Raw genomic sequence first — 12,328 nt, forward strand, 5'->3', positions numbered from 1 at the left:
GCGGTAGGCGATCAAAAGCAAGCGGCTTAATTCAATCGTCACAGGCATTTAGTTAGGAGGCTTAGCTATCATGGCAGTGTCAAAAATAGAGATCTTGGAGGCCATTTCCAAGATGACGGTTCTCGAAGTGGTGGACCTTGTTGAGGCTATGGAAGAAAAGTTCGGGGTGTCGGCCGCGGTCGCGGTTGCGCCGGGGGCCGCCGGCGCCGGAGGGGCACCAGCGGCCGCAGTGGAAGAGCAGACCGAGTTCACCGTGCTGATAACGAGCTTCGGAGAAAACAAAGTTGGCGTGATCAAGACGGTGCGTGCGATTACCGGCCTTGGACTTAAAGAAGCTAAAGACCTGGTCGAAGGCGTGCCCGCGGCGGTCAAAGAAGCGGTGCCGAAGGAGGAAGCGGAAACCATCAAGAAGCAACTCCAAGAGGCGGGTGCGACGGTCGAGGTCAAGTAACAGCAGGCACCTTGTCTCGGTTGTCTGCTCACGCCCATGCGGGGGGTGGCCCAAGTCACCGTCCGTGCTATAGCCCTTTAGAACGCGGATCTTAACCATGGCCTATTCGTACACAGAGAAAAAGCGTATTCGTAAGGATTTCGGTAAGCGTCCAAGCATACTCGAGGTTCCCTATTTGTTGACGACGCAAATCGATTCCTACCGGGATTTCCTGCAAGCCGATAGCGCGCAAGAAGCGCGCGTAGACAGGGGCTTGCATGCCGCGTTTACATCGGTTTTTCCGATCGTGAGCTACTCCGGAAACGCGCTGCTCGAATATGTCAGCTACCGCCTCGGTACGCCTATATTCGACGTGAAGGAATGTCAGGTGCGAGGGCTCACCTATGCCGCGCCCTTGCGAGTGAAGGTCAGGCTCGTTATCCATGACAAGGAGTCGGGCGCGGCACGCACCGTCAAGGATATCAAGGAGCAAGAAGTTTATCTGGGCGAATTGCCGCTCATGACCAGCAACGGCACCTTCGTCATCAACGGCACCGAGCGGGTCATCGTTTCGCAGTTACATCGATCGCCTGGTGTCTTTTTCGAGCACGATAAAGGCAAAACGCATTCCTCGGGTAAATTACTGTTCTCGGCGCGGGTCATCCCCTATCGGGGTTCATGGCTGGATTTCGAGTTCGATCCCAAGGACTACCTGTTCGTGCGCATCGATAGGCGCAGGAAGATCCCGGCGACTATCCTACTGCGCGCCCTCGGTTACTCCCCCGCGGAAATCCTCGACGTTTTCTTCGAAAAGATGGTCTTTGAGATCAGCAAACGCACGATCAAAATGGAGCTCATCGCGGAACGGCTGCGGGGCGAGACGCTGGCCTTCGATATCAAGGATGATCATGATCAGATTCTGGTCGAGAAGGACCGGCGTATCACGGTTCGGCACGTCAATGCCCTCAAGAGGGCAGGACTAAAGCACATCGTGGTGCCACGCGATTACCTGCTCGGAAAGGTGCTGGTCAGCGATGTCGTGGATTCCAATACCGGGGAGATCGCCGCACAAGCCAATGACCCGGTCACCCACGAATTCTTGGAAAAATGCAGCCCCTGCGGCATTACGTCCATCACCACGATCTATACCAACGATTTGGACCGCGGGTCTTACATCTCGGACACCTTGCGTGTCGATCCCACGCGCTCCGCGGGGGAGGCGCAGGTGGAAATCTACCGCATGATGCGTCCCGGCGAACCGCCGACACGGGAAGCCGCCGATAGTCTGTTTAAGAACCTGTTTTTCAGCCCTGACCGCTATGATTTATCCGCGGTGGGCCGCATGAAGTTCAATCGGCGGGTCGGGCGCGCGGAGCCGGAGGGAGCAAACGTTCTGTCGAAGGAAGACATCATCGATGTGCTCAGGGTGTTAATCGATATCCGTAACGGAAACGGAACCGTCGATGACATCGACCACCTTGGAAATAGGCGCGTGCGTAGCGTGGGCGAAATGGTCGAAAACCAGTTTCGCATCGGCTTGGTGCGGGTCGAGCGGGCAGTCAGGGAGCGCTTGAGTCTTGCGGAGTCGGAAGGGACCATGCCGCAGGAGCTCATCAACGCGAAACCGGTGTCGGCGGTCATCAAGGAGTTTTTCGGCTCGAGTCAGTTGTCGCAATTCATGGATCAGAACAACCCGCTGTCGGAGGTCACGCACAAACGCCGCATCTCCGCGCTCGGTCCCGGGGGACTTACCCGCGAGCGGGCCGGTTTCGAGGTGCGCGATGTGCACCCCACCCATTATGGCCGGGTGTGTCCGATCGAGACGCCGGAAGGACCGAATATCGGTTTGATTAATTCGCTCGCGGTGTACGCGCGGACTAACCGTTACGGTTTCCTCGAGACGCCCTACCGAAAAGTCGCGGACAGCAAAGTGACGACCGAGGTGGAATACCTGTCCGCTATCGAGGAGGGCCAGTACGTCATCGCCCAAGCAAACGCAAAGCTGGATGCCGGCGGCCGGCTCATCGATGACCTGGTCTCGTGCCGCTATCAGAATGAATTCACCTTGTCGACGCCCGATAAGGTCGAGTACATGGATGTCTCGCCGAAGCAGATCGTGTCGGTGGCGGCGTCACTCATCCCCTTCCTCGAGCATGACGATGCCAATCGCGCGCTCATGGGATCCAACATGCAGCGCCAAGCCGTGCCTACGCTGCGCGCGCAGATGCCGCTGGTCGGGACCGGTATGGAACGCGCCGTCGCGCTCGACTCGGGCGTCGCGGTGGTGGCCGAACGCAGCGGCGTGGTCGATTCGGTGGATGCCAGCCGGATCGTGGTAAGGAGCGAGGAGGACGACACCGATGCGGGTCAGCCGGGCGTCGATATTTACAATCTTACCAAATATACCCGCTCTAACCAGAACACCTGCATCAACCAAAGGCCCCTGGTGCGGCCGGGCGATCGGATCGCGCAAGGCGATGTGCTGGCCGATGGCCCCGCCACCGATCTCGGCGAGCTTGCGCTCGGGCAGAATATGCTGGTGGCCTTCATGCCTTGGAACGGTTACAACTTCGAGGACTCGATTCTGATTTCCGAGCGCGTCGTCGAAGAGGACCGCTACACCAGCATTCACATCGAAGAGCTCAACTGCATCGCCCGCGACACCAAGCTCGGACCGGAGGAGATCACGGGGGATATTCCGAACGTGAGCGAGAGCGCGCTCGGAAAGCTGGATCAGTCGGGAGTCGTCTATATCGGCGCCGAAGTCAACCCCGGTGATATTCTGGTGGGCAAGGTCACACCGAAAGGCGAGACGCAACTGACGCCTGAAGAGAAACTGCTTCGGGCGATCTTCGGTGAAAAGGCTTCCGACGTGAAGGACACCTCGCTACGGGTGCCCTCGGGGATGAGCGGGACGGTGATCGATGTCCATGTGTTTACGCGCGACGGGATAGAGAAGGATGCCCGGGCCTTGGAGATCGAGACGGCGGAGCTCATGCGAGTCAAGCAAGACTTCGATGACCAACTGCGGATCCTGGAAGATGATGTTTATCAGCGCATCGAGAAAGCCCTGCTCGGCAAGGTAGCCGACGGAGGTCCGGGTGGTCTGAAGACCGGAACCAAGATCACCCAGGCCTATTTAGAAGGGCTGAAGCGCGAGAAGTGGCTCGACCTCAAAGTACGCAGTGCAGAGGTGCAGGCGCAGCTCGATCGTTTGGCGGCGTTGGTCGCCCAGCAACAGCAAGAGTTCGATCGCCGCTTCGAGGAAAAGCGTTCGAAAATAACCTCAGGCGATGATCTTGCCCCCGGTGTGCTGAAGATGGTCAAGGTCTATCTCGCGGTTAAACGCCGTGTTCAACCCGGTGACAAGATGGCCGGCCGGCACGGCAACAAGGGCGTCATTTCAACCATCGTGCCCGTCGAGGACATGCCGTTCATGGAAGATGGCACCCCGATTGATATCGTGCTCAACCCCTTGGGCGTTCCCTCGCGCATGAATGTGGGCCAGGTACTGGAGACACACCTCGGGTGGGCGGCGAAAGGCGCCGGGGAGCGCATAGGGAAGATGTTGGACGGTGCAGCCAAGATGACCGAGATCCGGCAGTTCTTAGAGCGTGTCTATAACAGTAGCGGCAAACAGGAAGAGTTTTCCGCATTCAGCGACGAGGAGATCCGCGCGCTCTGCATGAATCTCCGCCAAGGTGTCCCGGTGGCCACGCCGGTCTTTGACGGGGCCTCGGACCGGGAGATTAAAGACTTGCTGAAACTCGCGGGGTTGCCCGAGAGTGGCCAGGCAGTCCTGCGTGACGGCCGTACGGGTGTGCCCTTCGATCGTCCCGTGACCGTTGGGTACATGTATATACTGAAGCTTAACCACCTTGTCGATGACAAGATGCACGCGCGCTCCACCGGTCCGTACAGTCTGGTGACGCAACAGCCCTTGGGCGGAAAGGCGCAGTTCGGAGGCCAGCGGTTCGGGGAGATGGAAGTGTGGGCGCTCGAGGCCTACGGCGCCTCTTATACGCTGCAGGAGATGTTGACCGTCAAATCCGATGACGTGAATGGGCGCACCCGGATGTATAAGAACATCGTTGACGGGGACCACCGCGTGGAAGCCGGGATGCCGGAATCCTTCAACGTGTTGTTGAAGGAGTTACGCTCTTTGGCAATCGACATCGAACTCGATCAGAAGTGATGCCTTATCGCATCGCATCATTTCTCGGGTCCGCCTGAAAGGTCCCGGGAAGGAGGAATAGCCTTGAAAGATCTATTGAATCTCCTCAGGCAACAGGGGCTGAGCGAGGAATTTGACGCCATCACTATCGGCATCGCTTCGCCGGAGAAGATCCGATCCTGGTCCTACGGCGAGGTCAAGAAGCCGGAGACCATCAACTACCGGACCTTCAAACCGGAACGCGACGGTCTATTCTGCGCCAAAATCTTTGGGCCGGTTAAGGACTACGAATGCCTGTGCGGAAAGTACAAGCGGCTCAAGCACCGCGGGGTGGTCTGTGAGAAATGCGGTGTTGAGGTCACCCTGGCCAAAGTCCGGCGCGAGCGGATGGGCCATATCGAGCTCGCCAGTCCCGTGGCCCACATCTGGTTCTTGAAATCATTACCCTCACGCATGGGTTTGCTGCTGGATCTTTCCTTGCGGGAAATCGAACGCATCCTCTATTTCGAGGCTTACGTCGTCATCGATTCCGGCACCACGCCGCTCGAACGCGGCCAATTGCTGACCGAGGAAATGTATCTGGATTCGATGGAGCAATACGGCGATGAATTCAACGCGCGTATGGGCGCCGAGGCCGTGCACGCGCTCCTTCGGACGCTCAATCTTCGGATCGAGATCGCCAAGATCCGCGAGGTGCTGCCGAACACCGCCTCCGAAACGAAGCTAAAGAAGCTCAATAAACGGCTCAAGCTGCTCGAGGCGCTCGTGTCCTCGGGCAACCGTCCCGAATGGATGGTCATGACCGTGCTGCCCGTTCTGCCGCCGGAATTGCGCCCGCTGGTCCCGCTCGATGGCGGCCGCTTCGCCACCTCCGATCTCAACGATCTCTACCGGCGCGTGATCAACCGGAATAACCGCTTGAAGCGCTTGTTGGATCTCAGCGCCCCGGACATCATCGTCCGCAATGAGAAGCGCATGCTGCAAGAGGCCGTGGACGCGCTGCTCGATAACGGACGCCGGGGCCGCGCCATCACGGGGACCAATAAGCTACCCCTGAAGTCCCTTGCCGACATGATCAAGGGCAAGCAGGGCCGGTTCCGGCAGAACCTGCTCGGCAAACGCGTCGATTATTCCGGGCGCTCGGTGATCGTGGTGGGGCCGACCTTGAAGCTGCACCAATGCGGGTTGCCCAAAAAGATGGCGCTGGAATTATTCAAGCCTTTCATTTTCAGCAAATTGGAACGCCTGGGCATGGCCACCACGATCAAGGCCTCGAAGAAGATGGTGGAGCGCGAGGGCCCGGAGGTATGGGACATCCTCGAGGACGTGATCCGCGAGCACCCGGTACTGCTGAACCGCGCGCCGACCTTGCACCGGCTCGGGATACAGGCCTTCGAACCGGTGCTCATCGAAGGCAAAGCGATCCAACTGCATCCCTTGGTTTGCACGGCCTTTAACGCCGACTTCGACGGCGATCAAATGGCGGTGCACGTGCCCTTGTCGATCGAAGCTCAGCTTGAGGCGCGCACCTTGATGATGTCGACCAATAACATACTCTCGCCGGCCAATGGCGAACCCATCATCGTGCCGACGCAGGATGTCGTTTTGGGCTTGTATTACCTGACCCGGGAGCGTGCCGGGGCCAGCGGCGAAGGTATGGCTTTGGCCGATCTCGATGAGGTGCATCGCGCGCATGCGAGCGGTTCGGCCGATCTGCACGCCCGCATCAAGGTGAGGATCCGCGAGGTCGTTCAAGACCAATTCGGGCAGCGCCGCGAGGTTTTGCGGCTCGTCGAGACCACGGTCGGACGGGCTTTGTTATCGCAAGTGCTGCCCAAGGAGCTTCCGTTCGACCTCATCAACAAGGAACTGAATAAGCGCTCCATCTCCAATCTGATCAATGCCTGTTATCGTCAATTGGGTCTCAAGGATACTGTGATCTTCGCGGATCGGCTCATGTACACGGGTTTTAATCATGCCACACGCGCGGGGATATCCATCAGCGTAAACGATATGGTGGTCCCGGAGGAGAAAAAAGAGATCATCGGTAGGGCGGAAGATGCGATCAAGGAGATCGAGGGGCAATATGCGTCGGGCCTGGTCACCAAGGGTGAGCGCTATAACAAGGTCATCGACATCTGGTCGCATACGAATGATCAAGTGGCTAAAGCGATGATGGACAAGCTCGGTACGGATCTGGTCAAGGTCCAGGGCAAGGACATCCGCCAGACCTCGTTCAATTCGATTTTCATGATGGCCGATTCCGGCGCCCGCGGATCGGCGGCGCAGATCCGCCAACTCGCGGGCATGCGCGGATTGATGGCCAAACCGGACGGGTCGATCATCGAGACGCCCATCACGGCCAACTTCAGGGAAGGCCTGGACGTCTTACAGTATTTCATCTCGACGCATGGCGCGCGCAAGGGCCTTGCCGATACGGCCTTAAAAACGGCCAACTCGGGCTATCTGACCCGCCGCCTGGTGGATGTGGCGCAAGACCTCGTGGTCACCGAAGAGGACTGCAAGACCACGACGGGTTTTCTCATGGCGCCGATCATCGAAGGCGGTAATGTCGTGGAGCACCTCCGCGACCGGGTACTCGGACGAGTGGTGGCGGAGGATGTACGCCGGGCGGGCGAGGGTGCGGTCGTCGTGCCCGCCGGCACCCTATTGGATGAGCGCTGGGCCGAGCGAATGGAGGCCGCCGGTGTGGACCAGGTGAAGGTGCGTTCGCCGATCACCTGCCGGACGCGCTATGGAGTGTGTGGCGCCTGCTACGGGCGCGATCTCTCGCGCGGGCATCTGGTTAACGTGGGCGAAGCGGTCGGGGTGATCGCGGCGCAGTCGATCGGCGAGCCCGGCACACAGTTGACCATGCGGACCTTCCATATCGGCGGCGCCGCCTCGAGGGCGGTGGCGGCAAACAGCATCGAAGCCAAGTCGAAGGGAGTTATCCGGCTCCACAGCATCAAATTGCTCAAGCACGAAACGGGGACCTACGTCGCGGCGTCCCGGTCGGGCGAAATCTCGGTCGTGGACGAGTTCGGGCGGGAGCGCGAACGCTACAAAGTCGCTTACGGCGCGGTGCTGACGGTTACCGACGGGTTCGAGGCTCAGCCCGGGCAGGTGATCGCCACTTGGGATCCCCATACGCACCCCGTTATTACGGAAGTGGCGGGCGTGGTGGGGTTCGCGGATATCGTCGAAGGGGTCACCGTGATCCGGCACATCGATGAGATCACCGGTCTGACCAGCATCGTGGTGATGGATCCGAAACAACGGCCGTCCAGCGCCAAAGACCTGCGGCCGGTCGTCAAGCTTGTCGACGCCGAGGGTACGGATCTCAAGATCCCGGGCACGGAGATCCCAGCGCACTATTTCCTGCCGCCGCGGGCTATTGTGAATGTCGAGGACGGCGCCAGCGTGAAAGTCGGGGATGTCATCGCGAGACTGCCCCAGGAGTCCTTGAAAACCCGCGACATCACGGGGGGATTGCCACGCGTGGCCGATCTGTTCGAGGCGCGCCGGCCGAAAGAGGCCGCCGTCCTTGCCGAGGTCTCGGGGACGGTCAGCTTCGGCCGCGACACCAAGGGGAAGCAACGTTTGGTGCTCACCGACCAGGCGGGCGAGCAAACGGAGATCCTTATTCCGAAATGGCGTCAAGTCGCCGTGTTTGAAGGAGAGCATGTCGAGAGGGGCGAAGTGATCGTGGATGGCGCGCCGGACTCGCACGATATTTTGCGCCTGAAAGGCGTCTATGCGTTGACGAATTACATCGTCAATGAAGTGCAGGACGTATACCGCCTGCAAGGGGTGAAGATCAACGACAAGCATATCGAGGTCATTGTGCGCCAAATGCTGCGCAAGGTGGAAATCACCGACCCCGGCGATACGCGCTTCCTCCTGGGTGAGCACGCCGAAAAGGAGCGGGTGTTCGATGAAAACGAACGCGGCGCGCGGGATGGCAAGAAACCGGCGCGGTGGACGCAGATGCTGCTCGGAATTACCAAGGCTTCCTTGGCCACCGAATCGTTCATCTCGGCGGCGTCCTTCCAAGAAACGACGCGGGTTTTGACCGAGGCGGCGGTGACCGGGAAACGCGACGAGCTGCGCGGGCTCAAGGAGAACGTCATCGTTGGGCGATTGATCCCGGGCGGGACGGGATTCGCCTTTCACGGGGAGCGGCGCAGCCAACGTGAGCAACCCGCGGATCTGGCAACCCGCTTCGCCGATCTCGGCGGGGCGGATGTGGCGGCGGGTTAGGGAAACGGCGTGCATGGAGCAGCGCGAGATCGTGATAGATTAGGCCAGTTTTAGCTTGACAGTGGGTGAATCGAATTATTAGAATCCCATAGATTTGACAGGCCGGAGCGATCCGGCCTGTTGTTTTTTTTAGAAGCGGCCGGAATTAATCGCCGCACAAGGTGCTTTAACGAATGGCTACGATCAATCAACTGGTCAGGCGTCCACGGAAACAACAGCGGTTAAAGAGTACCGTGCCGGCGCTCGAAGGGTGTCCGCAGAAGCGCGGTGTCTGTACGCGCGTCTATACGACCACACCCAAGAAACCGAACTCGGCCCTGCGGAAGGTCGCGCGCGTGCGGCTCACCAACGGCTATGAAGTGACGAGCTACATCGGGGGAGAGGGACACAATTTACAGGAACACTCGGTGATCCTGATCCGTGGCGGACGGGTTAAGGACCTTCCCGGGGTTCGCTATCACACGGTACGAGGCATCTTGGATACGTCGGGCGTCGCGGCGCGCCGGCAAGGGCGATCGAAGTACGGTGCCAAGCGCCCGAAGTCTTAGAGTTTGTGAAAGAACCTACTACGCTCGGGATCTCGCGTTCCGGCGGTACTCGGAATCCTCATGTATTTCAATATACACTCCGGTTCCTGCGCTCCGGCGGAACGCGACCTCCCTTCGCTCGCGACGGTTTTTTCACAAACTCTTAGTTTTTTGGAAGTAGAAATACTGCGGATGATAGCTCGCTATGTCTAGAAGACGCGTCGCTGAACAACGAGTCATTTTGCCTGATCCGAAATACGGCGATGAGGCGATTGCGAAATTTATAAACATGGTCATGAATCAGGGAAAAAAATCTCTCGCCGAAAGGATTGTGTACGGAGCCTTGGAGCAAGTGGCCGCCAAGGGGCAAAGCGATGCTCTAGCGGCGTTCAAGCAAGCGCTCGACAACATCCGGCCACGCGTTGAGGTCAAGTCGAGGCGCGTCGGCGGCGCCACCTACCAAGTGCCGGTCGAGGTGCGCGCCAAACGCCGTACGACGCTGGCGATGCGGTGGCTGGTCGATGCCTCGGACAAGCGCGGCGAGAAGACCTTCGGATCGAGGCTTGCCGCCGAGATTCTGGAGGCTTTGGAGAATCGAGGGACGGCGGTTAAGAAGCGGGAAGACACTCACCGTATGGCGGAAGCCAACCGCGCCTTTGCGCATTATCGCTGGTAGCGCCCGTTGGTAGCGATAGAGTGTCTCATCATGCCCCGGTTAACCCCCATCGAACGCTACCGCAATATCGGCATCATGGCTCATATCGATGCGGGCAAGACGACCACGACCGAGCGTATTCTCTACTACACCGGGGTGTCGCATAAAATTGGCGAGGTCCATGACGGCGCCGCCGTGATGGACTGGATGGAGCAGGAGCAGGAACGCGGAATCACGATCACCGCCGCGGCGACCACGTGTTTCTGGCGCGGTATGGGTAACCAGTACCCCGAGCACCGGGTCAATATCATCGATACGCCGGGTCACGTCGACTTTACCATCGAAGTCGAGCGCTCGCTACGCGTCCTCGATGGTGCGGTGGGCGTTTTTTGCGCCGTTGGGGGTGTCGAGCCGCAGTCCGAGACTGTGTGGCGCCAAGCCAGCAAGTATTCGGTTCCGAGATTGGCATTTATTAATAAGATGGACCGCGCGGGCGCCGATTTCCTGCGCGTGGTGCGGCAGATCCGCGAGCGTCTGGGCAGCGCGGCGGTGCCGGTCCAGATCCCGATCGGTGCGGAAGAAAAGTTCGAGGGCGTGGTCGATCTCATCAAGATGAAGGCCATTTATTGGGACCCATCGTCGCAGGGGACGCGCTATGAGGAACGCGAAATACCCGCTGAGATGAAGGCGTTGTGTGCCGAGTGGCGCGACAAAATGGTGGAAGCAGCGGCCGACGCGAGCGAGGATCTGACGGAAAAGTACCTTGATGCGGGGGGGCTTGATCCGAAGGACATCTATCGGGGTCTGAGGATGCGGACGCTTAGAAACGAAATCGTTCCCGTGCTGTGCGGTTCGGCGTTCAAAAACAAGGGCGTGCAGGCGCTCCTCGATGCGGTCATCGAATTACTTCCGGCGCCGGTTGATGTTCCGCCCATCGAGGGCACATTGGACGACGGTAAGACTCAGGAAACCCGGCCGCCCTCGGACGACGCGCCTTATGCCGCGCTGGCCTTCAAGATCATGACCGACCCGTTCGTGGGCACCCTGACGTTCTTTCGCGTCTATTCGGGGGCGCTGCAAAGCGGCGACACCGTATATAACCCTCTAAAAAACAGAAAGGAACGCATCGGCCGCTTGCTGCAAATGCACGCCAATAGCCGCGAAGAGATCAAGGAAGTCCGGGCCGGCGATATCGCGGCGGCGGTGGGCCTCAAGGACGTGACGACCGGCGATACCTTGTGCGCTGTCAACAAGATCATCACCTTAGAACGGATGGTGTTCCCCGATCCGGTCATCTCGGTGGCATTGGAACCGAAGACCAAGGCCGACCAAGAGAAGATGGGCATGGCCCTCTCGAAGCTGGCCGCGGAGGATCCGTCTTTCCGTGTGCATACGGATGAGGAGTCCGCTCAGACGATTATCTCGGGTATGGGCGAGTTGCACCTTGAGATCATCGTCGAGCGGATGAAGCGGGAGTTCAAGGTTGAGGCCAACGTCGGGAAACCGCGGGTGGCTTACCGGGAAACCATCCGCAAGATCGTGGATAAGGCGGAAGGAAAGTTCGTTCGACAGTCGGGCGGCCGGGGTCAATACGGCCATGTGCTCTTGCGTTTGGAGCCAAGGGCGCCGGGGGAAGGGTTTGAATTCGTGAACGAGATCGTGGGCGGTGCGATTCCCAGGGAATACATTCCGGCAATTGAGAAAGGCATTCGCGAACAGTTGGGTAACGGCGTGCTGGCTGGATATCCGGTCGTAGATATCAGGGCGATAGTCTATGATGGGTCTTTCCATGAAGTCGACTCGAGCGAAATGGCGTTTAAGATCGCCGGCTCCATGGCGTTTAAGAATGGCGCGGCGCACGGTAAGCCCGTACTCTTGGAACCGGTAATGAAAGTCGAGGTCGTGACGCCCGAGGAATACCTCGGGACCGTAAATGGGGATATGAACCGCCGCCGAGGCGTGTTGCAGGGTACGGAGGATTCTCCCGCGGGCCGCATAGTTCGCGCGGAGGTGCCGCTGGCGGAAATGTTCGGGTATGCGACCGATCTGCGTTCCGCCACCCAAGGACGAGCCACCTATACGATGGAATTCGCAAAGTATAGCGAGGCGCCGGCGAGTATCGCGGAAGCCGTGACGAAGCAGGCCCGGTAGCGACGAACGAAAGCGGAGAACTGAGTTATGTCCAAGGAGAAATTTCAGCGAACGAAGCCGCATGTGAATGTAGGGACGATAGGGCATGTGGATCATGGGAAGACGACGTTGACGGCGGCGTTAACGAT

At 59.1% G+C, this 12,328-nt stretch carries 7 protein-coding genes; all 7 read left to right on the forward strand.

Annotated elements, in window-relative coordinates:
* Nucleotides 1–70 precede the first annotated feature (70 nt).
* The gene (gene rplL / locus M3436_15530; GenBank protein ID MDQ3565469.1) at nucleotides 71–451 is read left to right on the forward strand and encodes a 50S ribosomal protein L7/L12; all 381 of its coding nucleotides are present in this window, start codon (nucleotides 71–73) and stop codon (nucleotides 449–451) included.
* Nucleotides 452–548: 97 nt separating this feature from the next.
* Nucleotides 549–4,625 carry a DNA-directed RNA polymerase subunit beta gene (gene rpoB / locus M3436_15535; protein MDQ3565470.1) on the forward strand — a complete coding sequence of 1,359 codons (4,077 nt, stop codon included), beginning with the start codon at nucleotides 549–551 and terminating at the stop codon, nucleotides 4,623–4,625.
* 63 nt (nucleotides 4,626–4,688) lie between these two features.
* Nucleotides 4,689–8,867, forward strand: coding sequence for a DNA-directed RNA polymerase subunit beta' (rpoC, locus tag M3436_15540; protein ID MDQ3565471.1), 4,179 nt, complete (start codon nucleotides 4,689–4,691; stop codon nucleotides 8,865–8,867).
* Between the two features lie 173 nt (nucleotides 8,868–9,040).
* Nucleotides 9,041–9,415 (forward strand): 30S ribosomal protein S12, encoded by a 375-nt coding sequence (gene rpsL, locus M3436_15545; GenBank protein ID MDQ3565472.1) that lies wholly within the window; start codon nucleotides 9,041–9,043, stop codon nucleotides 9,413–9,415.
* Between the two features lie 184 nt (nucleotides 9,416–9,599).
* Complete coding sequence (rpsG, locus tag M3436_15550; protein ID MDQ3565473.1) at nucleotides 9,600–10,070, forward strand: 30S ribosomal protein S7; 471 nt, start codon at nucleotides 9,600–9,602, stop codon at nucleotides 10,068–10,070.
* Between the two features lie 30 nt (nucleotides 10,071–10,100).
* Nucleotides 10,101–12,200, forward strand: coding sequence for an elongation factor G (gene fusA / locus M3436_15555; protein MDQ3565474.1), 2,100 nt, complete (start codon nucleotides 10,101–10,103; stop codon nucleotides 12,198–12,200).
* A 27-nt stretch (nucleotides 12,201–12,227) separates the two neighbouring features.
* Nucleotides 12,228–12,328: GTP-binding protein (locus M3436_15560; GenBank protein MDQ3565475.1), on the forward strand; the 101-nt coding region annotated here is incomplete at its 3' end.

The organism is Pseudomonadota bacterium, assembly GCA_030859565.1.
Classification (GTDB): Bacteria; Pseudomonadota; Gammaproteobacteria; order JACCXJ01; family JACCXJ01; genus USCg-Taylor.

What these genes read in the sequence shown, in the direction of transcription:
- rplL (MDQ3565469.1), top strand. Translation starts at nt 71, where the DNA reads ATGGCAGTGTCAAAAATAGAGATCTTGGAGGCCATTTCCAAGATGACG.
- rpsG (MDQ3565473.1), top strand. Translation starts at nt 9,600, where the DNA reads ATGTCTAGAAGACGCGTCGCTGAACAACGAGTCATTTTGCCTGATCCG.
- rpoB (MDQ3565470.1), top strand. Translation starts at nt 549, where the DNA reads ATGGCCTATTCGTACACAGAGAAAAAGCGTATTCGTAAGGATTTCGGT.
- rpsL (MDQ3565472.1), top strand. Translation starts at nt 9,041, where the DNA reads ATGGCTACGATCAATCAACTGGTCAGGCGTCCACGGAAACAACAGCGG.
- fusA (MDQ3565474.1), top strand. Translation starts at nt 10,101, where the DNA reads ATGCCCCGGTTAACCCCCATCGAACGCTACCGCAATATCGGCATCATG.